Origin of the sequence: Curtobacterium uvaldense (assembly GCF_028307415.1) — a bacterium.
Classification (GTDB): domain Bacteria; phylum Actinomycetota; class Actinomycetes; order Actinomycetales; family Microbacteriaceae; genus Curtobacterium.
The window spans coordinates 1-21,421 of record NZ_JAQMHU010000037.1 but is presented as its reverse complement, the minus strand read 5'-3'; the positions used below and the strand labels follow the sequence as shown (position 1 = coordinate 21,421).

The following is a 21,421-nucleotide window of genomic DNA, read 5'->3' as shown; positions in this document are numbered from 1 at the left end:
CACGGCTCGCTCGGTACGCTCCGCTCATGTCACCCGTCGCGCCCGGCCCGTCCGGCCGCGCTGCGGTCCCGGAGCCGGTCGCGATCGCTCCGGCGGGTCCGCCGTCGCGCCGCAGGTGGGTCGCGTCCGGCCAGGAGGCACTGGGCGCCGCCGTCGCGCTCGCCCTGTCCGTCATCGCCCTCGGCCACGTCCTGGTCACCGAGCGGGTCGCCCTGCTCTGGTACGACGGCGACTCCGTCCTGCTGCCGCTCGTCGAACGGTCGATCCGGCTCGGGCAGCCGTTCGAGTGGGCGATGTCACCGGCCCTGTTCTTCTTCCCCGAGCTGCCCGTCTACCTGCTCTGCTCCCTCGTCACCGCGACCCCGCAGCAGGCGCTGGCGCTGAACGGCGTGCTCGTGCTGCTCGCCGTGTACGCGCTGGTGCGGGCGGCGGCGAACGAGCTCATGCCGGCCGCACGCCGGTCGGCCAGGATCGCGGTGTCCGCCGTCGCACTCGGGTTCGTGACCGCGATCGTGCTCACGGAGTACACGGCAACTGCGACCTCACTCGAGCTCGGATCACTCCTCCTGACGACGACCTACTACTACGGCGCCCTGCTCGCCATGCTCGGCACCGCGGTCCTGGTGCTCCGCGCGGTCCGGACCGGCCGCGCCTCCGTCGTCGTCCTCGTCGTGACCGGCCTCGTCGCCGCGTGCACCACGGCGTCGAACCCGTTGTACGTCCCGTGGTCGGCGGCGCCCGTCGTCGTGACCCTCGTGCTGCTCTCGCTCGCGCGACGCGTCCCCTGGCGTCCGACCGGGTGGATGTCGGCCGTCCTCGTCGCCGGTTCCGTCATCGGGTACCTGCTCCGGATGCCGCTCGCCCCGTTCGTGTCGCTCGACCCGTCGACCTACGTGCACCCGGAGCAGGCGGGCCGGACGCTCGCCTTCTTCGCGGCCCTGACCGACGACCGCGCCGGGTCGGCCCGTGGCGACGCCGAGCTGCTGCTGCTCTTCGCGGGCGTGGTGCTGGCCGTCGGCGGCACGGTCTGGGCCTGGCGGGTGCGGACCGCGCGGACCGTGCTCGTCGCGACCGTGCTGCCGCTCGTGACGGTCGTGGCGGTGTCCGTCGGGGTGGTCGTCGCCGGGTCGGAGACACCGCGGTACCTCGAGCCGATCGTGACCGCACCGCTCCTGGCGCTCGTCGCCGTCGCCGAGCTCGTGCGCTCCGCCGTCCGTCGCACCCGGGTGCACCGGCCGCGCCGCGGCGTGCAGCTCGCCGCGGCGATCGCCGCGGCGGTGGTCCTGCTGGGTGGGGCGGCCGTCGCCCCGACCACGGTCAGCACCGTCGCGACGGCCCGGTACGCGCCGGCGGACTGCCTGGACCGCTGGGCGGACGGACGGCAGGTCACCGGCGTCGGGCAGTTCTGGACCGTCCGGCCCCTGGCGGCGTACGCGTCCGACGACGTCGAGCTCCTGCAGGTCCGGGACACGTTCGAGACCTACCCGTGGCTCGTCGACCTCGGCGCCTACCGGGACGCCAGACCGACCTTCGTGGTGATCGGTGCCAACGACGTCTGGACGACCGCGGTCGAGGACTCGCTCGGGGCGCCGGCGACCATCACGCACTGCACCGGGTTCGACGTCTACGACTACGCGGGCACGGTCGGGGCGGCCGTCCTGCAGCGCGACGTGGTCGGCAGCGCGGACGCCATCCGTCGCGAGCGGGGCTTCTGAGGCGCGGTCGCGGCCCGCGATGCCCTCGGGAGTTCTCCACAGGCGGCGCGGCGGCGTGTCGCGCCGGCTGTACGGATGTATAGGCTCGACCCCGTGACTCGTCCCACAAGCCACCGCGTCCCGCGCCCCGCCCTCCGTCTCCGCATCGCCGCCACCGGCCTGGCCCTCGCCGGCCTGCTCGCGACGGTGCTCGTCGACGCGCCGAGCGCGAGCGCCGCGAAGTACCCCTCGTGGGACGAGGTCATGGCGGCCCGGGGGCAGGAGTCCGCGAAGCAGGAGCAGATCACGAAGATCCGCGGGGTCATCTCCGGGCTGTCGGACCAGGTGCAGGAAGCCGAGGCCGAGGCGAAGCGCCTCGGTGACGACTTCTTCGACGCGCAGAGCGAAGCGCAGGAAGCCGCGGCCACCGAGCAGAAGCTCCGTGCCGAGGCCGACGAGCACGCCGAGATCGCCGAGCGCAGCGCGTCGCAGGCGGGGCAGTTCGCGGCGCAGATGGCGCGGCACGGTGGCGCCGACGTGACGGCGTCGGTCCTGGCCGAGGGCGAGGACGCCCGCGACCTGCTGTACGACCTCGGCGCCCTGAGCAAGCTGTCGGAGCAGGCCGAGCGGGTCGAGGCAGCGGCGAGCGCCGACGCCTCGGTCGCCCGGTCGCTGACCGCGCAGGCCGACCGCGCGTCGAAGGCGCTCGACGAGCTCGCGGCCGAGGCCGAGCGCAAGATGCAGGCGGCCCAGGCAGCCGCCGACAAGGTCCAGGCCGCGTACGACGAGCAGCAGGAGAACAAGGCGCGGCTCGACGCCCAGCTCGCGACCCTGACCTCGGGGCGTGTGCGCACCGAGGCCGAGTTCGCCGAGGGTGAGAAGGTCCGCAAGGCGGCTGAGGAGAAGGCCCGGCAGGAGGCCGAGGCCGCACGGCAGCGCGAAGCCCAGCGGCTGGCCGACGCACAGGCGGCGGCAGCGAACCGCGGTGGCGGTGGCGGCGGCGGTGCGCCCGCTCCGGCTGCCGGCGGTGGCGGCGGGGGCGGCGGGGTCGGTTCCGGCTCCGGCACCGGCTGGGTGCGCCCCGGCGGTGGCTACGTCATCAGCCCGTACGGGTACCGCGTGCACCCGATCACCGGTCGCGTCACGAAGCACGACGGACTCGACCTGACGAGCGGCTGCTCGACGGCGATCGTCGCGGCCTCGTCCGGCACGGTCGAGTACGTCGGCTGGTACGGCGGGTACGGCAACTACGTCCGCATCAACCACGGCGGCGGTGTCTCGACCGCGTACGGCCACATCGTGAACGGTGGCTTCCGGGTCTCCCCCGGCCAGCGGGTCTCGGCGGGGCAGCTCATCGCCCTGGTCGGCTCGACGGGCAACTCGACCGGCTGCCACCTGCACTACGAGGTCCACATCAACGGCGCCACGATCGACCCGGCTCCGTTCATGGCGGCGCGGGGCGTCCGCCTCTAGTCCGGAGCGCACGGCGGGCGGCGCGCGTCGCACGTCGGCGCTGTACGGCTTGCGGCGCGCGTCACGCCGCGACTCCGACATCGCACCTGTCGATCGACGGGTGCGATGTCGCACACCCGGCCAGAATCGTCGGGCCAGCGGCGTCGGGCCGGACGCGCCGGGTGTCAGCTCCTGGTCCGGCGCGAGCGGCGTGCCAGCCGTCACCGGTAGGTTCGATCCCATGCGCGTGGCGACCTGGAACGTGAACTCCGTCCGCACCCGAGTGGGCCGGATCGTCGACTGGCTGGTGCGCGAGGACGTCGACGTCCTCGGCATGCAGGAGATCAAGTGCAAGCCGGAGCAGTTCCCGGTCGAGGCGTTCGAGGCGGCCGGTTACCAGGTCGAGGCGCACGGGCTGAACCAGTGGAACGGCGTCGCGTTCGCCAGTCGCCTGCCGATGGAGGACGTCACCCGCGACTTCCCCGGTCAGCCCGGCTTCCTCAAGGGCCACGAGGGGCCGGACCTGCCGGTCGAGGCACGGGCGATGGGCGTCACCGTCGACGGTGTCCGGCTGTGGAGCCTCTACGTCCCGAACGGCCGGGAGCTCGGTGACCCGCACTACACGTACAAGCTCGACTGGCTCGCACAGCTGGCCGACCGCACGACCGAGTGGCTCGACGCCGAACCGGACACCCCGCTCGCGCTGATGGGCGACTGGAACGTCGCGCCGCTCGACCAGGACGTCTGGGACCTCCGGGTGTTCGAGGGCGCCACGCACGTCAGCGAGCCGGAGCGTGCGGCGTTCCGCGAGTTCGAGACCCGCGGGCTGCAGGACGTCGTCCGCCCCCTCGTGCCAGAGGGCTACACCTACTGGGACTACAAGTCGCTCCGCTTCCCCCGCAACGAGGGCATGCGCATCGACTTCGTGCGCGGGTCGCAGGCGTTCGCGGACGTCACCGTCGGCGCCACGATCCACCGCGACGAGCGCAAGGGTGACGCCCCGAGCGACCACGTCCCGGTGTCGGTCGACCTCGACCTGGAGACCTCGCTCGACGACGATCGTCCGATGATCTTCTGACGCCGGCCCGGTCCCGACCGACAGCCGGCGCCGCACCCGCGGTTGCGGAGCGCGCCCGCCCCTGACGTCCCCGAGCGCGCCCGCCGCTGACGTCCCCGAGCGCGCCCATCCCTGTCGTCTCCGAGCGCGCCCGTCCCTGTCGTCTCCGAGCGCGCTCGAGGCCACCCTGTGCCCGCTCGGACCACCGCGAGCGTGCACGACGTGCCGCGCGCTGGTCACCGACCGGGCTCAATCGGTCGGCCGACCCCGCTGAACGTGACAGGAATGGCCCGGTCGGCATCGACGGACCCGGTCAGCATCGGCAGGCCACAGGCGGCACCGGCAGGGCAGGCACCGGCAGGCCCGGCTGGCGCGCCCGCGCGCTAGGGGTGCAGGAGCGCGGCGATGACGACCAGGACCGGGACGGCGCCGATCGTCGAGACGAGCACCACGTCGCGCGCCACCGGGACGGCCGCCTGGTAGCGCTGGGCGTAGTTGAACACGTTCTGGGCCGCCGGCAGCGCCCCCAGGGTGGTGAGGACGAAGACGTCCTGGTCGTCGAGCCCGAAGACGAACCGGGCGACGACGTACGCCACCGCCGGCATGACGAGCAGCTTGAGCGCCGAGGCCACGAGCACGTCCGGTCGTGTGGCACGGTCACGTAGCGGGGTCGCGCCGTGCAGGCTCATGCCGAACGACAGCAGCACCACGGGCACCGCAGCAGCACCGACCAACGAGAACGGTTCGAGCACGGGCGCCGGCAGCTCGAGGCGGAGCGCGGAGCACACGAGCCCGACGAGCGAGGCGATGATGATCGGGTTCCGGAACGGCCCGACGACCCGGGACCGCCAGCCGCCACCGCCCGCCGTCGCCGCGTCGAGGACCGTCAGGGCGAGCGGGGCCAGCACGACGAGCTGCAGCAGGATGACCGGGACGACCGCGGTGGCCTGGCCGAGGACGTACACCGCGACCGGCAGACCGATGTTGTTCGCGTTCACGTACCCGGACGCCAGGGCCCCGACCGTGGTCGTGGCGACGGACCGCCGGAGCACCAGGCGGAACACCGCGACGGCGACGAGCCCGACCGTGACGGCGCTGACCAGCGACACCCAGAGCATCGGGGAGAGCAAGGACTCGATGTGCGCCGTGGCGATGGTGTGGAAGAGCAGGCACGGCATGAGCACGAAGAACGCCAGACGGCTCATCACGAACTGCGCGTGCGGGCCGAGCAGGCGGACGCGCCCGACCACGTAGCCGGCGGCGATGATCGCGCCGATGATCGCGAACCCCGTCAACACGCCACCCATCGCCCCCATCCTCGCAGCCCGACGGCACGGACGGCGACCAGGACGGCAACACGTGCGGCCGGCCGAGCACACGTGGCACAGCGGGCACGACCGCGGCCGGCCGCGACCGACCGGCGCACATGTGACGTCACTCAGCCGGGAAATGCGTTCGCATCGAATACCGTTGCAGGCACCATGACCTCGACGCCCGACACGCTCTCCCGTTCGACCGACTCCAGCCAGCCCCTCGTGCCGCTGCTCGAGGAGCGCTGGAGCCCGCGCTCCTACGACGACACCGCGACGATGACCGACGCCCAGCTCGACGCCGTCCTCGAGGCCGCTCGCTGGGCCGCGTCCGCGATGAACCACCAGCCGCGCCGCTTCGTCGCCGGCCGTCGCGGCACGGACACGTTCGCGAAGATCAACGACAACCTGCTCGGCTTCAACGCCGCGTGGGCCTTCCGCGCCAGCGCCCTGGTGGTCGGCATCCTCGAGACCACGACCGAGGACGGCGACGAGCGCCCCTTCGCACAGTACGACCTCGGCCAGTCCCTCACCGCGCTGACCGTCCAGGCGCACGCCGAGGGCCTCCACGTGCACCAGATGGCCGGCATCGACGCCGAGGGCCTCCGCGCCGCCTTCGACCTGCCCGAGCGCTTCCTCCCCTACACCGTGACCGCGATCGGCACCGTGGCAGACCCGTCGCAGCTCGACGAGAAGGCCGCCGAGCGCGAGGTCGCTCCGCGCACCCGCCTGCCCCTCGACGAGGTCGTCCTCGTCAAGGAGTAGGGACGACGCGCAGCAGCGCACCACGACGGCCGGGACCCCGCTGCCCACCGGGCCTGACAGAATCGGTGTCATGACCACGCCCCGCCTCGTCGCCTTCGACCTCGACGACACCCTCGCGCCGTCGAAGTCCCCGCTCGACCCGCGCATGCTCGAGACGTTCGCCGCGCTGCTCGCCACCGTGCCCGTCGCGGTGATCTCGGGCGGCAACTTCCAGCAGTTCGAGCAGCAGCTCGTGCATCCGCTCCGCGAGCGCGAGGGCCTCGTGCTCGACGACCTGCACCTGCTCCCGACGTGCGGCACGGCGTACTACCGCTGGTCCGGGTCGGACTGGGCCCTGCAGTACGCCGAGGACCTGACGGACGACGAGAAGGCCCGTGCCCTCGCGGCCGTCGAGTCGCAGGCGAAGGCCGCTGGCTACTGGGAGTCGGAGACCTGGGGCGAGATCCTCGAGGACCGCGGCTCGCAGATCACCTTCTCGGCGCTCGGCCAGTCCGCTCCGGTGGACGTCAAGAAGCGCTGGGACCCGACCGGCGAGAAGAAGGACCACCTGCGTCGGCTCGTCCAGGCGGAGCTCCCGGACCTCGAGGTCCGCTCCGGCGGGTCGACCAGCGTCGACATCACCCGGAAGGGCATCGACAAGGCGTACGGCATGCGTCGCCTCGCCGAGCTGACGGGCATCCCGCTCGACGACATGCTGTTCGTCGGCGACCGCCTCGACCCCGAGGGCAACGACTACCCGGTGAAGGCGATCGGCGTGCCCTGCCACGCGGTGGAGGGCTGGGAGGATACCGACGCGTTCCTCACGGACCTGATCCCCACCCTGCGCTGACGCGCACACGGACGGACGGGAGGCCCGGTGCCAGCTGGCACCGGGCCTCCCGTCCGCCCCGTGGTGGCGTCAGGCGCGACGTCACCCACGGTCAGGGGATGCTGCGGACCGCCTCGACGAAGGAGCGGATCTTCGCGGCGTCCTTGACGCCACGCTCCGACTCGACGCCGCTCGAGACGTCGACGCCGTCCGGGTCGAGCGCCTGCACGGCGGCGACGACGTTCGCGGGCGTCAGACCGCCCGCGAGGATCCAGGCCTCGTCGACCCGATCGGCGAGCGTCGCCGGGTCGACCAGCGTGCCGCTGCCGGGCACCGCGGCGTCGAGCAGCAGCAGGTCGTGGTCGAACGCCGCGCGCTGCTCGGCGGTCTCGCGCAGGTAGTCGTCGGCGGACACCGCGCGGATGGTGAAGAAGCCCGCGTCGCGGGCACGGGCGAAGTCGCTGGCCGACTCGCGGCCGTGCAGCTGCAGGGTGGTGAGCCCGACCTCGGACGCGATGCCCACGACCTCGTCGATCGGCTGGTCACGGAAGACCCCGACGGCGTCGATGCCGTCGGGCACCCGCTCGACGAGTTCCTTGGCCAGGTCGGCCGTCACGGTGCGGGGGCTGCCGGCGGCGAACACGAACCCGACCGCGTCCGCACCGGCGTCCACGGCGGCGTCCACGGTCTCGGGCGTCGACAGGCCGCAGATCTTGATCCAGCGCTGGTCGGTCATGGTCCCATCCTGCCAGGGCGGACCGTCGGACGATGCCCTCGATCTGCGCTGCGGACGAACCCGCTCAGTGCAGCGTGCCCGCGACGTACGCTGCCGCACACGCGGCGAGCACACCGAACGTGGCGAACGAGCCGACGAGCACGTTCCGGCGACGCCAGCGGCGCACCGCCGTGAAGGTCCCGCGCTTCGCGTGCTTGTGCGCCGCGCGGTGCAGCTTGTGGTCACGCTTGTGCTTCGTGCGGTCCGGCCCGAGCGGCACGGGACCGGTGATCTGCGTCGACCCGCCGCGCAACGCGTTCGCGACGGCCACGGCCGTCGGGCGCTTCGCCGGGTCGCGGTGCGTCATCTTGGCGAGCAGGTCCTTCCACTCGACACCCACTTCCGCGGGGACCTGCGGGTCGTTGCGGAGCCGCGCGAGGGCCGCCTCGATGAGGGTGCCGGAGTACTCCTGCTTGCCGGTCAGCGACTCGAGCAGCACCAGACCGAGCGAGTACACGTCGGTCGCGAAGCCGATCGGCTCACCGGCCACCTGTTCCGGGCTGAGGTACGCGGCGGTGCCGATGATCGTGCCGTCGTTCGTCAGGCGGGAGCCGTCGACGAAGTGGGCGACGCCGAAGTCGGTGAGCTTGACCGAGCGGACGAAGCCGGATGCGCCCTCGTCGTTGATGAGGATGTTCGCCGGCTTGACGTCACGGTGCACGATGCCGCGCGAGTGCACGTAGGCCAGGGCGTCGGCGAGCTGTGCGCCGAGGTCGGCGACCTCGTAGTTGTGCAGCGCACCGCCGGCGAGCCGACGGAGCAGCGTCGTGTCGGCGATGAGCTCCATCACGATGAAGCGGTGCGGGCCGTCCTCGAACTCGTGGGTCCCGGCGTCGTAGAGCGGGACGAGGCCCGGGTGCGAGAGCATGCTGAGCAGGCGGATCTCGCGTTCCTGACGGACGCGGTCGGCCGTGGTCATCGAGTCCGGTGTCGCGAACAGCTTCACGGCGACGAGCCGGTAGGTGTGCTCGTCGCGGGCCTCGTACACGGACCCCATGCCACCGGTACCGATGAGCTTGACGAGCCGGTAGCGGCCGGAGAGGACCGTGTCGGCTCGTGCGCTGTCGACCAGGGTCATGGTGCACGTCGTTCCGTCTGGAGCCATCGGGGACCGCGGCACACGCCGCGAACTGACTCGCCGTCAACGGTACGCGTCCCACCTCGATCCCGCAGGGGCGTTACGACATCGTGATGGGGGACAGATGCCCGTGGATCCGCGGATCTGCGGGGGTACGGTCCGGAGTCACGGAACCACACCCACTACGCAAGGAGGACATCGTGGCGCTGTCGAAGGGCGACGAGGTGCACTGGAACACCTCGCAGGGCAAGACGACCGGCAAGCTCGTCGAGAAGAAGACGAAGGACTTCACGTTCGACGGTCAGGACTTCAAGCCGACGGACGACGACCCGTACTGGATCATCGAGTCGGAGAAGTCCGGCAACAAGGCCGCCCACAAGGAGTCGGCCCTCACGAAGAAGTGACCGGTCAGTCGTTCGCGGGCGTCGCACGGCGGCGTCCGCGGGCGGCTCCGGTCGTCGCGCCGTCCTGCGCCGCCGCACGCTGCTCGGCCCGCTCGGCACGGACGCGGCGGATGCGCCGGACCACGAACGTCACGACGACGACCGCGATCGCCACGTAGAGCACGCGGTCGATCCACTCGGTGTACTGCTCGACCTTGTCGTACTGCGTGCCGAACGCGGCCCCGAGCAGCACGAGCGCACTGTTCCAGATGCCGCTGGCGATGATCGTGAAGACCGAGAACGGCACGAGGTGCATCCGGTCGGCGCCGGCGGGCAGCGAGATCAGGCTGCGGACGATCGGCACGAAGCGGCCGAAGAAGACCGCGCTCTTGCCGTGCCGGTGGAACCAGTCGGCGGCCTTGCGGAAGTCGTCCTCGTCGACGAGCGGCAGTCGTCCCAGCAGCCGGACGGTCCGTTCGAACCCGATCACCGCGCCGAGCCAGTAGAGCACGAGTGCACCGAGGTACGACCCGAGCGTCGCCAGCACCAGGACGAGGACGAGGTTCATCTGCCCGGCTCCCGCCAGGAACCCCGCGAGGGGCAGGATCACCTCGGACGGGATCGGCGGGAACACCGTCTCGACGAAGAGCATCAGCGCGACGCCCCACTCCCCCAGCGCGTCGATGAGCTGGAGCACGAAGCCCGACAGGCCACCGAGGTCCTCGGTGCCCTCCGGCCGGGAGCCCGCGGCGGTGGTCGTCACGGGCAGGGTCGGCGGCAGCGTGAGGGCGGTCGTCATGCCCCGAGTCTCCTTGAGCGTCCTGACAGATCACGGTGCGCTCCTGCCCGCGCACGCGCCGGACGCCGGCGTCTCGCGGAGACGCCGGCGTCTCGCCGTCATCGGTGCCGCTCCCGAGACGCCGGCGTCGGACCGAGACGCCTCGTCCCCGCTGAGACTCCCCCGGATCCCGCGGCGTCTCGGCGGCGGGGCGGCGTCTCGCGGAGACGCCGGCGTCTCGCGGCCCGGCGACGCGACCCGGCACGACCCCGCGGTGCGAGCCGCAGGACGACGGACGGGAGGCCCGTGGCGGCTCCGCCACGGGCCTCCCGTCCGTCAGGTGGTGACGCCCGCTACACGGCGGCCGGCGCGCGCTGCCCGACCGTCCCGCCGGCCACCGCTGCCTGCTCAGCGGCCACGGAGTCGGCGGCGGGCGACTTGCGCACCCACTTCTTCAGCCCGACCAGGACCAGCGCGGAGACGACCGTGCCCGCCAGGATCGCGACGATGAACATCAGGACGTCGCCGATGGCGAAGAAGACGAAGATGCCACCGTGCGGGGCACGCGACGTCACGCCGGCCGCCATCGAGATCGCACCCGTGACCGCGGCACCGATCATCGAGGCGGGGATGACGCGCAGCGGGTCGGCCGCGGCGAACGGGATCGCCCCCTCGGAGATGAAGGACGCACCGAGCAGCCAGGCCGCCTTGCCGTTCTCGCGCTCCGGCTTCGTGAAGCCCTTGCGGTACAGCACGGTCGAGGCGAGCGCCAGGGCCAGCGGCGGGACCATGCCGGCTGCCATCACGGCCGCCATGATCTCGAACGGCACCACGTTCGTGGCGGTGCCCGCACCGAGGCCGGCGACGGCGAACGCGTAGGCCACCTTGTTGACCGGGCCGCCGAGGTCGAACGCCATCATCAGGCCGAGGATGATGCCGAGCAGGATCGCCGAGGCGCCGGAGAGCGAGTTGAGGAACCCGGTCAGCTGGGTCATCAGCCAGGCGATCGGGCCACCGAGCACGAGGAGCATGAGGCCCGAGGCGATGATCGACGCGAACAGCGGGATGATCACCACCGGCATGAGGCCACGGAGCCAGCGCCAGGTCGGGATGCGGCCGATCCAGTACGCGGCGGCACCGGCGATGAGACCACCGACGAGCCCGCCGAGGAAGCCGGCGTTCATGAACACCGCGATCGACCCGGCGACGAAGCCCGGCGCGATGCCCGGGCGGTCGGCGATGGCGTAGGCGATGTACCCGGCCAGGGCGGCGACGAGGAACCCGAGGGACACCCCGCCGATCTGGAAGGCCGCTGCACCGAGGTAGTAGCCGAGGCCCTCCGGCGGCAGGTTGAGGAGCGTGGAGTTCGTCAGCGTGTAGACGGCGTTGTTCTGGCCGGAGTCGCCGTGCGGGAGCGCGATGGCGTAGCCGGAGAGCAGGAAGCCGAGGGCGATGAGGAGACCGCCGCCCGCGACGAACGGGATCATGTAGCTCACACCGGTGAGCAGCCAGCGCTTCAGCGCCTGCCCGAAGTGCTCGTCGGCCTTGTTCGACTCGGATGCGGTCGCGGCACCGCCCTGGACGCGCGCGGCGTTCGGGTCGTCGGCGGCGCGGATGGCCTCGGCGATCATCGCGTCGGGCTCGTCGACGCCGCGCTTGACCGGCCCGGACACGAGCGGCTTGCCGGCGAAGCGGCTGCGGTCACGGACGTCCACGTCGACCGCGAACACGACGGCGTCGGCGCGGGCGATGAGCGCGGGGTCGAGCGGCTCGACCTGCGAGGAGCCCTGCGTCTCGACGTGCATCTCGGCTCCGGCGCGCTCCGCGGCGGCGACGAGGGCGTCGGCGGCCATGTAGGTGTGCGCGATGCCGGTCGGGCACGCGGTGACGCCGACGATGACCTTGCGTGCACCGGTGGCGCCGCCGGTCGCGCCGCCGGCTGCTGCGGCCTGCGCGGGCTGCGACGTGGTCGGACGGGAGGCACTGCTCCCGTTCCCGACACCGGCTGCGGCGACCTCGCCGCCCACTTCACGCTGCACCAGGTCGACGACCTCCTGCGGGGTCGAGGCGGCGCGGAGGGCTGCGGTGAAGTCGTCGCGGATGAGGGCGCGGGCCAGGGTCGACAGGACGGTGAGGTGGTCCTTGTCGGCTCCCTCGGGCACGGCGATCATGAAGACGACGTCGGCGTCCCCGTCCGGCGCACCGAACGGCACCTTCCGGGCCAGGCGCGAGAACGCCAGGGTCGGGCTCGACACCGAGGCCGACCGGGCGTGCGGGATCGCGATGCCGCCGGGCACACCGGTGCCGACGCTCGCCTCGCGCTTGATGGCGTCCTCGGCCAGGGTGGCGCCGTCGGCCGCGCGGCCGGTCGCGGCGACGCGGTCGGCGAGCACGCGGATGACGTCGGACGACGTCGCGCCGAGGTCCTCGTCGAGGCCGACGAGCTCGGCGCTGATGAGGCGCTGCGTCGTGTCTGCGGACATGGGGTTGCTCCTTTGCAGTGGCGCCGGGGGCGCGGGCAGTGCTGGTTCGGGGTGGTGCTGCGGGGTGGTGCTGCGGGATCGGTCAGGCGATCGGCGCCGGGACCTGCGTCGTGTGCAGGGTCCGGACCGTCACGCTGCCGGGGTCGGTGTGGTCGAGGGCGGGCACGTCGCTCCCGGGCAGTGCCGCGGCAGCGGCCCCCGTGGCGACGGCCTGGGCGAGGCGCTCGGACGCCGAGGCTCCGGCGACTTCGGCGAGCAGGTAGCCCGCGAGGGACGAGTCACCGGCACCGACCGTCGAGCGGGCGACGATGCGGGGTGCGGCGGCGACGTGGCTGCCCTCGCCGGAGACGAGGACGGCGCCGGCGCTGCCGAGTGTGAGCAGCACGGTGTCGACGTGCTTCTCGCGCAGCCGGTGGGCGGCGGCGACGGCTGCCTCGAGGTCCTGCTCGTAGACCTCGGGGTCACCGCCGACGACCTCGGCGAGTTCCTCCGCGTTCGGCTTGACCAGGTCGATCCGCTCCCCCGACTGCAGCAGCGCGGTGAACGGGATGCCCGACGAGTCGACCGCGACCCGGACGTCGTCGCCGTGGCGCTCGCGCACGGCACGGACGAGCACGGCGAGCGCGTCGTCGGGCAGGCCCGGCGGCAGGGACCCGGCGAACACCACCCAGCGGGCGGACGGCCCGGTCGGGGTCGGTCCGGCGGCGTCGGCGACGAGCGCGGCGAGGTCCTCGAGACGACCCGCGAGCGAGGGCCCGGGCTCGTTGAGCTTCGTCGTCGTGCCGGTCGGCTCGGTGACGGTGACGTTCGAGCGGAGCGGGGCACCGATCGGCAGTGCGGCGGTCGGGATGCCCCGGGTCGCCAGGCCGAGCAGGACGGGGTCGAGCTCGTCGCCGGGCAGGACCGCGAGGGTGTCCCCGCCGCTCGCGACGACGACCCGGGAGACGTTGACGCCCTTGCCGCCCGGCTCGGCCGTGGTCCGGACGGCCCGCTGCACAGCGCCGCGCTGCAGCTCGCCGCCCAGCTCGATCGTGCGGTCGAGGGACGGGTTCGGCGTCACGGTGACGATCCGGGTGCTGGGGTGCACGGTGTGCTCCTGCTGGTTCATGCGACCACGACCTCCACGTCGGCGTCGGCGAGCGCACCGGCGAGGTCCGCCGGGGGCTCCTGGTCGGTGACGAGGGTGTCGACCTCGTCGAGTCGGGCGAAGCGCATGAGCGCCTCGACGCCGTGCTTGGCGGCGTCGGCGAGGACGACGCTCCGTCGCGCCGCGAGGACGTAGGCGCCCTTGACCCCGGCCTCGTACTCGTCGGGCGTGCTCAGCCCGAAGCCGGCGGACAGGCCGTTCGTGCCGACGAACGCGATGTCCGGGCGGAGCGCCGCGATCTGCTCGACGGTGGCCGTGCCGACGGCCGCGCTCGTCAGCCCGCGCACCCGCCCGCCGAGCAGGTGCAGCTCGACGTGCTCGCTGTGCTGCAGGGTGGCGGCGATCGGGACCGAGTTCGTGACGACGGTCAGGGTGGCTCCGGGGGTCGCGGGCTCCCAGCGGACCAGCTCGGCGGCGACGGCGGCGCAGGTGGTGCCGGCGTCGAGGGCGATGGACCCGGTGAACGACGACGGCACCAGGCGCATCGCGGCGCGGGCGATCGCCGTCTTCGCGGTGCCGTGCTGCCCCTCGCGCTCGGCGACGGAGAGCTCGACCACGCTGGAGCGTCCGACGGGGACCGCTCCCCCGTGCACCCGGCGCAGGACACCGGCGGTCTCGAGTGCGTCGAGGTCGCGGCGCACGGTCTCGGTCGTGACGTCGAAGTGCTCGGCGAGGTCGGCGACGGACACCCGCCCGGCCGACTGCAGCGTGGCGGCGATGGCGTCCTGCCGCTCGGTTGCGTACATGCCGGAACTCCTTCGTTCTCGTTGGTTCGAGGAACTGTACGTCCGAAAGCAACACGAACGCAACTGTTTCGCGGCAGAACCAACACGAACGAAGGAACGCCCGACCTGCCGGTGCAGATCGGGCGTTCCTGTGGAGGCCGAATGGAGCGTCAGTCGTCGAAGGGGACCCGGTCGCTCGACCCCACCCCGGCACGCTGCCGGTAGGACAGGTGTCCGCCGAGGTACCCGCCGACGCTCACGACGGTGAGCCCGACGACGCCGAGCGCCTTGCCTGCCGCGGTGTTGCCCTTCCGTCGCTGCCACCACGACAGGCCGAAGAACGTGATGCCGACCCAGTTCACCGCCTGGTGCACCCACCCGGTCCGGCGCTGCTCGAGCGAGAGCTCCGCCCAGTCGACGTAGCCGGCGATCGACGCACTGCCCGCCGATGCGATCCCGACCCCGGTCAGCGTCTGCGCCGCGCGCGCGTTGCCCTTCCCGCCGATCAGGTCGAGGACGGCTGCCGAGATCCAGGCGCCGAGTGGCACCTGCACCATCAGCGGGTGCAGGGGGTGTCCGAACGGCACGCCGTGCAGCAGCTGCCGCAGGGCCTTCGGCTTCGCGACCGCGCGGACGACGCGCGTGTCGAGGTCGACGGCCTTGTCGAGCACGCTGGCGTGCTCGATGGAGTCGGTGAGGCGACGGATGATCGGCAGCTCTGGCATGCCCTGGACGCTAGGCCGCCGGGCCCGGTGTCGGTTCCAGGAACCGGCACCGGGTTTCCCGACCGGTGCGCCCGGCGGACCACGCGACCGGTCAGACCGCTGCGAGCGCCGAGGTGGGCGGGATGCGTGCGGCGCGGGCCGCCGGGTACAGACCCGAGACGCCGCCGATCACCACGGTCGCGGCGAGTCCGCCCCCGACCGCCCACAGCGGGATCGCCACCGGCCACCCCTGCGCGAGCGCGAAGGCGATCGTGACGCCCAGCCCGATGACCACCCCAGCGACACCGCCGAGGAAGGAGAGCAGCAGCGACTCCACCAGGAACTGGTCGCGGATGTTCCGCCGTCGGGCGCCGAGTGCACGCCGGACACCCACTTCTGCCCGTCGTTCGAGGACCGTGATCACCATCGTGTTCGCGACACCGATCCCGCCCACGAGCAGGGCGACCCCACCGATCCCGACCAGGAGCCCGGTGAACGAGTCGTCCGTCGCGTTCTTCGCCGCGAGGGCGTCGGACGGGCGGGTGACGCCGACCTCCTGCGGCGCGTCCGGACGGATGGCATCGGCGAGGACGTCCCGGGCCTGTGCGACGCGCTCCGGATCGACCCGGGTGTAGACGGCAGACGGGTGGCCGTCGAAGCCGAGCGACGCGGCGAGGTCCTGCGGAACGAACACCTGGTTGTCCAGGTCCTCGGCGAGCTGCAGCGGTGCGAGGATGCCGACGACCTGCACCCATTGTCCGCCGATCCACACCTTCGAGTCGGGGCGCACCTCGTCGATCCCGAGGTTCCGGGCCGCGACCGCGCCGAGGACCACCTGCGCCGGTGCGTGCGGCGACGGGTCGACCCACCGACCTGCGGTCAACGAGCCGCCGAGCAGCGACGGCACGTCACCCCAGACCGCCATCACCCCGATGCCCTTCGACTCCGCCGCCGGCACGAACGGGCTGCGGTGGACGCGTCCGTCCTTCGCCTCGCCGACGGCTGCCGCTTCCTGCACGACGGGCTGTCGCAGCGCCGACGCGACGGCCGTGGTCGGCAGGGGCGGGACGTCCCCGAAGCCCTCCGACTTCGTCACGGTCAGGACGTTCGTGCCCAGCGCGTCCAGGACACGGTCGAGTGCGGCCTTGCTCGACGACGAGATGCCGACGACGGCGATCATCGCGGCGATGCCGATCGCGATGCCGAGGGCCGAGAGCACCACGCGCCCCGGCCGGGTGCGGAGCCCGAAGACCCCGAGGCGGAGCAGGTCACCGGCTCCCACCGTCCGCGCGCTCATCGTCCGACCCCGGCGATGGCCTCGTCGAGGAGCCCCGCGTCGGACGTGCTGGAGTCCGCTTCGACCGAGCCGTCGCGCATCCGCACCTGCCGCGGCAGCGACGCCGCCAGGGCGAGGTCGTGCGTGATGACGAGCACCGTCGTACCGCTGTCGTTCAGTTCGCGGAGGAGTGCGAGGATCCGCCGCCCGGACGCACTGTCGAGCGCCCCGGTCGGCTCGTCGGCGAGCAGGATGGTCGGATCGCCGACGATGGCGCGGGCGATCGCGACGCGCTGCTTCTCACCACCGGACAGCTGGTTCGGACGGTGGTCGACGCGGTGGCCGAGCCCGACGCGACCCAGGGCGTCGACCGCACGGCGCGTCCGGAGCCGTCGGGGGACGCCCGCGTAGAGGAGGCCGTCCGCGACGTTCTCGGTCGCGGTCGCCCCGGCCTGCAGGTGGAAGTGCTGGAACACGAAGCCGATGTGGTCGGCGCGGAGCCGCGAGAGGTCGTCGTCGCGCATCGCCCCGATGTCGTGCCCGGCGATGGCCACGCTGCCCGACGTCGGGCGGTCGAGCGTGCCGATGGTGTTCAGCATCGTCGACTTGCCCGAGCCGGACGGCCCGACGACCGCGACGAGTTCGCCCGCCGCGACGTCGAGCGAGACGTCGTGGAGCGCCCGGACGTCACCGTACGACTTCGACACGCCCCGCAGGTGCACGACCGGGTCCGCGTGCACCGGACCGTCGGACGACGAGGCGTCGAGGAGCGTGGCCCTCACGAGGGCACCACGACCTCGTCGCCCTCGTGGAGGTCTCCCGTGACCGCTGCCCGCCCGTCGGCGACGAGTCCGACCGTGACGGCGACGCGCTTCGTCGTGCCGTCCCGGCGGGCGACGTCGACGGCGTACTCCCCGGAGCGCCCGGTCGCGGTGAGAGCCTGCACCGGCACGGAGAGCACGTCCCGTTCGGTCTGGCCCGGCGCCTCGACCTGGACGGTGGCCGCGGCGGGGACCTCGCGGTCACCGGCGTCGAACGCGATGGTGGCGTCGACGCTCTTGCCGCCGGTGTCCGACTGGGCTGCCTCTGCGTCGACGACCTCGCCGTCGATCGGGTCACCGCTGCCGTTGATCCGGATGCGGACCTTCGTGCCGACCGCCAACCGCTGGGCGTTCGCCTGAGGGACCGAGGCGTTCACGACGCGCTTCGTGCTCGTCACCTCGAGGACGTCCCCGCCGACCGGCTGTCCGAGCTTCGCTGCGATCGAGTCGACGCGCACCGGGCCGTCGACGAACACGATGTCGTCCTTCGTCACCGTCCCCGTCACCGTCAGTCCGCGGTCCTTCTGCCAGCGCTGCACGGCGGCGAGGGTGCGCCGGCCGAACCGGTCGTCGACCGCCACGTCGTAGCCGAGTGCGGCGAGGTCCTCGTTGAGCTGCCGGACGTCCGCGCCGCGCTGGCCGTACTCGAGCGAGCGCCAGAGCGGTGTCGATCCGTACATCGCCCGGACCGGGCGCTCGTCGACGGCGTAGAGCGGCTGGTCCTGTTCGATGACCTGACCCGGCTCGGGCAACCAGGTCACCGTGCCCGCCGCAGCACCGGGCACACCGGTGGACGCGCCGTACCCGAGGGTGCCGGCGAAGACCTTCGAGTCGGTCAGGTCGCCCTTCGTGACGGGTGCCGTCACGTGCTGCTGACGGGTCTCGGCAGCCGAGGACTCCGTCGTGGTGCCACCGACGACCGCCCACGTCCCCACCCCGGCGGCCAACACCGCCGCCAAGCAGGCGCTGGCGATCGTCGCGCGCTTCGCGGCGGGGGTCACTTCGTCGCCACCTTTGCGCCCGCGTCCTGGTAGCAGGTGAGGAGACGGTCGCCGAAGGCTGCGTCACCCGCCGGGGCCTCGTAGGAGGCAGCGTCCCGTGCGTCGTCGGGGTAGTCGGCGTACCCGGCGGCGCGCATGCACTTCCCGACCTTCTCCGCGATCGCCCGGACCTCCGGATCGTTCTCGCTCGCCTCGATGTCACGGGCCTGCGCCGGGTCGTGTTCCTGCAGGCACTTCGTGAGAGCGGCCTGCTGCCCCTCGGTGTCACCCTTCGCGGGGAGGAACCGGAAGTCCTCGTCGGTGACGTCGTAGCCGGCGTCGCGCATGCAGGACGCGACCGCGTGGTCGGTGCTGCCGGCAGGTGGGGTGGCGGCCGATGTGGCACCGCCCGCGTCCGCGGACGAGCAGCCGGCGAGGACGCCGGTCAGGAGGAGGACCGCTGCTGCGATCCCGGTTCGGATGGTCGTCGTCGTCATGTCGTGCTCCGTACGGTCGTGGTCGATCGGTCTCGGCGGAGGGTCACTGCTGGACGGACTGCGTGTCCGGCGCGTGCTTCGCCATGCAGTCGTCCCAGGCCTGTTGGAACGCCGGGTCCTGGGAGAGATCGCCGTAGTCGAGGCTCCCGGGCTCCTGGGCCGGAGCGTCGGGGTAGGTCTCGCGGATGCAGGAGTCGACGGCTGCGTACTGGCGCTTCCACTTGTCCTTCTCGGCCGAGCTGGCGCCGCCGACCCCGATCTGCCGACCGCACGTCTGCGCGGCCTGTGCGAAGCGGACCTGGTCGACCCCGGGCGGCGTGATGACCGCGCCGGTGCTGACGGTCTCGTCCGTCGGGTCCTCGACGTCGAAGCCGGCGTCGCGCATGCACGACCCCCACTTCGTGCCGAGACCACCGGAGGCGGAGGACTCCTCCACGGGCGATCCGGACGATCCGGAGCACGCGGTGAGTGCGAGCGGTGCGGCCAGGACGAGCGCACCGACGACGGCGAACCGGAGGAGCCGGTGGCGAGGCGGTGTGGTGGTGTGGTTCATGCATCCAGGACACCGGACGCGGTGTTTCGGGGACGGCTGCCCGCCGATTACACCGACGAAACACCGACGACGGCGCGGAGCCCGCCGTCGGGCAGGGGCTCGAGCCGGAGCGACCAGCCGTGCGCGTCCGCGATCGCGGCGACGATCGACAGTCCGAGGCCGCTGTGCCGCTTCGAGCCCGGGTGCTCCCCGCGACGGAACGGCTCGGTGAGGTGCTGGACCTCGTCCGGGTCGACGAGCACCCCGGTGTTCTCGACCGTCACCCCGTGCACGCCTGTGCGGACGAGGACCGTGCCGCCCGGTTCGTTGTACTCGATCGCGTTGTCGACCAGGTTGCCGACGAGTTGCCGGACGAGCAGCGGTTCGCCGGTCAGCCCGCGGGGCACGTCCTGCTCGTCGACGACGAGCGTGACGTCGGCGTCACGCGCAGCACCGGCGGCCTGCGCGACGACGTCACGGGCGACGGCACCGAGGTCGACCGCCGTCGACCGGTCCTCGAGTCCGCGCTCCGCCTCGGCGAGCACCAGGAGCGAGTCGACGAGGTGCTCGGTGCGACGGTTCTGCTCGAGGAGCTCCGCCCGGACCGCCGCGAGCTCGGCGGGGGTGGCGTCGTCGGGCAGCCCGATCTGCACCGACGCGCGCTGCACCGCGAGCGGCGTGCGCAACTCGTGCGCGGCCTGCGCCACGAACCGCCGTTGGCTCGCGAACGCCGCCTCGAGCCGGTCGAGCAGGGCGTCCACCGTGCGCGCGAGCCTGCGGAGTTCGTCGTCGGGACCGTCGAGCGCGATGCGTTCGTGGAGGGTCGACGCCGAGATCCGGTCGGCGGTGCGCGCCATCCGGTCGATCGGGCGCAGGACCTGGCGGCTCAGGACCCAGCCGAGCAGACCGGCGAGCACCCCCGCGACGGCGATGCCGACCGCCGACCACTGCCACTGCTGCTCGGCGGCGACCTGCACGAAGGCGACCGCACCGGAGGGCACCGCCGAGGGGTCGACGTGCGGATCACGTCCGACCGACGGCGTCGCGGCCGAGGACAGCGCCGTCGGTCGGAACTCGGTGGCTGCGCGGAGCGACCACTGGGACGCGAGCGCGACGAACACGAGCACGCCCGTGGTCAGGGCCATCGCGGAGACCGCGAATCCGACGGTCGTCCGGACGCCGATGCTCCAGAGCCGCGTCACAGTGCGTACCCGCACCCCGGGACGGTCCGGATCGGGTCCGGCGGCCCGAGCTTCTTGCGGAGCTTCGACAGGGTCACCCGGACGGCCGCCGTGAACGGGTCGATGTTCATGTCCCAGACCTTCTCGAGCAGCTCCTCGGACGAGACGATGCGACCGTCCGCGCGGAGCAGCACCTCGAGCACGCCGAGCTCCTTCGACGTCAGGTCGAGCGGTCGGCCGTCGCGGGTGGCGATGCGCCGGTTCGAGTCGACGACGATCCCGTCCCGCTCGAGCACCGGCGCGACCGGCGCGACGCTCCGCCGCCCGAGCGCACGGACCCTGGCGACGAGCTCCGGGTACTCGAACGGCTTCGCGAGGTAGTCGTCCGCACCGAGTTCGAGCCCGTGCACGCGGTCTGCCAGCGTGGTCGCGGCGGTCAGCATGAGGATCCGGGTCAGCGAACCCCTCGCCGCGAGTCGACGCGCGACCTCGTCCCCGTGCAGACCCGGCAGGTCGCGGTCGAGCACGACGACGTCGTAGTCGTTCACCGACAGGAGTTCGTCCGCCTCGTCGCCCCGGTGGGCGACGTCGACGGCCATGTCCTGGCGACAGAGTCCCTTCGCGACGAGATCGGCCAGGGAGGTCTCATCGTCGACCACGAGTACACGCACATTCGACATTTCACATGCGATGTCTATGAATCCGCTGAGTCGAGGTGGACGGTCCCCCGCCGTTCGTCGAACCGCACGACGAACTCGGTCGTCTCCGCGGATCGGGTGATGAACAGGGGGACGGTTTCGACGGTCTGTGGTTCCATGCGACCACCGTCGCGCGTGCACTGTTTCGCGGCCGTAACGCTGCCGGGGGCGACGCAACGACCGGGAGGCCCGGGGGGGGGGGGGCGGGGGGGGGCCCCCCCCCCCCCCCCGCCCCCCCCCCCCCCCGGGGGCCCCCCCCCCCCCCCCACAAACACCA

The 21,421-nt window shown here is 72.7% G+C and carries 22 protein-coding genes; 6 read left to right on the top strand and 16 right to left on the bottom strand.

Going from position 1 to position 21,421, the window contains the following annotated elements; genetic code table 11:
* Window positions 1-26 precede the first annotated feature (26 nt).
* The 3 genes from PIJ49_RS15445 (at window position 27) to PIJ49_RS15435 (ending at window position 4,224) form a co-directional block, all read left to right on the top strand.
* Complete coding sequence (locus PIJ49_RS15445; RefSeq protein WP_271827005.1) at window positions 27-1,715, top strand: hypothetical protein; 1,689 nt, start codon at window positions 27-29, stop codon at window positions 1,713-1,715.
* Between the two features lie 93 nt (window positions 1,716-1,808).
* Window positions 1,809-3,167: a M23 family metallopeptidase gene (locus PIJ49_RS15440; protein ID WP_251154127.1), complete on the top strand. Its 1,359-nt coding sequence runs from the start codon at window positions 1,809-1,811 to the stop codon at window positions 3,165-3,167.
* A gap of 220 nt (window positions 3,168-3,387) precedes the next feature.
* Complete coding sequence (locus PIJ49_RS15435) at window positions 3,388-4,224, top strand: exodeoxyribonuclease III (protein ID WP_271827003.1); 837 nt, start codon at window positions 3,388-3,390, stop codon at window positions 4,222-4,224.
* Window positions 4,225-4,586: 362 nt separating this feature from the next.
* Here the strand turns inward: PIJ49_RS15435 and PIJ49_RS15430 are convergent, their stop codons facing one another.
* Window positions 4,587-5,510 carry an AEC family transporter gene (locus PIJ49_RS15430; protein ID WP_066652019.1) on the bottom strand — a complete coding sequence of 308 codons (924 nt, stop codon included), beginning with the start codon at window positions 5,508-5,510 and terminating at the stop codon, window positions 4,587-4,589.
* Window positions 5,511-5,684: 174 nt separating this feature from the next.
* On the opposite strand from PIJ49_RS15430, the gene PIJ49_RS15425 reads away from it, so the two are divergent.
* Complete coding sequence (locus PIJ49_RS15425; protein WP_066652018.1) at window positions 5,685-6,278, top strand: nitroreductase family protein; 594 nt, start codon at window positions 5,685-5,687, stop codon at window positions 6,276-6,278.
* A gap of 70 nt (window positions 6,279-6,348) precedes the next feature.
* Window positions 6,349-7,107: an HAD-IIB family hydrolase gene (locus PIJ49_RS15420; protein WP_271827001.1), complete on the top strand. Its 759-nt coding sequence runs from the start codon at window positions 6,349-6,351 to the stop codon at window positions 7,105-7,107.
* Window positions 7,108-7,198: 91 nt separating this feature from the next.
* On the opposite strand, the gene PIJ49_RS15415 is transcribed toward PIJ49_RS15420, so the two are convergent.
* The gene (locus PIJ49_RS15415) at window positions 7,199-7,822 is read right to left on the bottom strand and encodes a phosphoribosylanthranilate isomerase (RefSeq protein ID WP_066652014.1); all 624 of its coding nucleotides are present in this window, start codon (window positions 7,820-7,822) and stop codon (window positions 7,199-7,201) included.
* Between the two features lie 64 nt (window positions 7,823-7,886).
* Window positions 7,887-8,939, bottom strand: coding sequence for a serine/threonine-protein kinase (locus PIJ49_RS15410; RefSeq protein WP_066652012.1), 1,053 nt, complete (start codon window positions 8,937-8,939; stop codon window positions 7,887-7,889).
* 200 nt (window positions 8,940-9,139) lie between these two features.
* Between PIJ49_RS15410 and PIJ49_RS15405 the strand changes: the two genes are divergently transcribed.
* The gene (locus tag PIJ49_RS15405) at window positions 9,140-9,343 is read left to right on the top strand and encodes a hypervirulence associated TUDOR domain-containing protein (RefSeq protein WP_058729617.1); all 204 of its coding nucleotides are present in this window, start codon (window positions 9,140-9,142) and stop codon (window positions 9,341-9,343) included.
* A 4-nt stretch (window positions 9,344-9,347) separates the two neighbouring features.
* Here the strand turns inward: PIJ49_RS15405 and PIJ49_RS15400 are convergent, their stop codons facing one another.
* The 13 genes from PIJ49_RS15400 to PIJ49_RS15340 all read right to left on the bottom strand — a co-directional run bounded on the left by PIJ49_RS15400 (window position 9,348) and on the right by PIJ49_RS15340 (window position 21,263).
* Entirely contained in the window at window positions 9,348-10,121 is a 774-nt protein-coding gene (locus tag PIJ49_RS15400; RefSeq protein ID WP_209684115.1) for a DedA family protein, read from the bottom strand.
* A gap of 332 nt (window positions 10,122-10,453) precedes the next feature.
* On the bottom strand, window positions 10,454-12,583 hold the full coding sequence (locus tag PIJ49_RS15395) for a PTS fructose transporter subunit IIABC (RefSeq protein WP_271827000.1): 2,130 nt from the start codon (window positions 12,581-12,583) through the stop codon (window positions 10,454-10,456).
* Between the two features lie 82 nt (window positions 12,584-12,665).
* Window positions 12,666-13,691 (bottom strand): 1-phosphofructokinase family hexose kinase, encoded by a 1,026-nt coding sequence (locus PIJ49_RS15390; protein WP_066652005.1) that lies wholly within the window; start codon window positions 13,689-13,691, stop codon window positions 12,666-12,668.
* The gene (locus PIJ49_RS15385) at window positions 13,688-14,476 is read right to left on the bottom strand and encodes a DeoR/GlpR family DNA-binding transcription regulator (protein ID WP_066652003.1); all 789 of its coding nucleotides are present in this window, start codon (window positions 14,474-14,476) and stop codon (window positions 13,688-13,690) included. The genes PIJ49_RS15390 and PIJ49_RS15385 overlap by 4 nt, the downstream gene beginning before the upstream one ends.
* 149 nt (window positions 14,477-14,625) lie before the next feature.
* Complete coding sequence (locus PIJ49_RS15380; protein WP_066652001.1) at window positions 14,626-15,180, bottom strand: DUF2231 domain-containing protein; 555 nt, start codon at window positions 15,178-15,180, stop codon at window positions 14,626-14,628.
* Window positions 15,181-15,271: 91 nt separating this feature from the next.
* Window positions 15,272-16,456 carry an ABC transporter permease gene (locus PIJ49_RS15375; protein WP_251154131.1) on the bottom strand — a complete coding sequence of 395 codons (1,185 nt, stop codon included), beginning with the start codon at window positions 16,454-16,456 and terminating at the stop codon, window positions 15,272-15,274.
* Window positions 16,453-17,217 carry an ABC transporter ATP-binding protein gene (locus PIJ49_RS15370; RefSeq protein ID WP_251154132.1) on the bottom strand — a complete coding sequence of 255 codons (765 nt, stop codon included), beginning with the start codon at window positions 17,215-17,217 and terminating at the stop codon, window positions 16,453-16,455. The genes PIJ49_RS15375 and PIJ49_RS15370 overlap by 4 nt, the downstream gene beginning before the upstream one ends.
* Window positions 17,214-18,257, bottom strand: coding sequence for an efflux RND transporter periplasmic adaptor subunit (locus PIJ49_RS15365; RefSeq protein ID WP_251154133.1), 1,044 nt, complete (start codon window positions 18,255-18,257; stop codon window positions 17,214-17,216). The genes PIJ49_RS15370 and PIJ49_RS15365 overlap by 4 nt, the downstream gene beginning before the upstream one ends.
* A complete protein-coding gene (locus tag PIJ49_RS15360) occupies window positions 18,254-18,733 on the bottom strand; it encodes a hypothetical protein (RefSeq protein ID WP_251154134.1) in 480 nt (159 codons plus the stop codon). The genes PIJ49_RS15365 and PIJ49_RS15360 overlap by 4 nt, the downstream gene beginning before the upstream one ends.
* A 43-nt stretch (window positions 18,734-18,776) precedes the next feature.
* Window positions 18,777-19,286, bottom strand: a complete 510-nt coding sequence (locus PIJ49_RS15355; RefSeq protein WP_251154135.1) for a hypothetical protein — start codon at window positions 19,284-19,286, stop codon at window positions 18,777-18,779.
* Window positions 19,287-19,333: 47 nt separating this feature from the next.
* Window positions 19,334-20,482, bottom strand: a complete 1,149-nt coding sequence (locus PIJ49_RS15350; protein WP_251154136.1) for a sensor histidine kinase — start codon at window positions 20,480-20,482, stop codon at window positions 19,334-19,336.
* Complete coding sequence (locus tag PIJ49_RS15345; RefSeq protein WP_200884151.1) at window positions 20,464-21,117, bottom strand: response regulator transcription factor; 654 nt, start codon at window positions 21,115-21,117, stop codon at window positions 20,464-20,466. Before PIJ49_RS15345 ends, PIJ49_RS15350 begins: the two co-directional genes overlap by 19 nt.
* Before the next feature lie 23 nt (window positions 21,118-21,140).
* Window positions 21,141-21,263 carry a hypothetical protein gene (locus PIJ49_RS15340; RefSeq protein ID WP_271826999.1) on the bottom strand — a complete coding sequence of 41 codons (123 nt, stop codon included), beginning with the start codon at window positions 21,261-21,263 and terminating at the stop codon, window positions 21,141-21,143.
* Window positions 21,264-21,421: the final 158 nt, after the last annotated feature.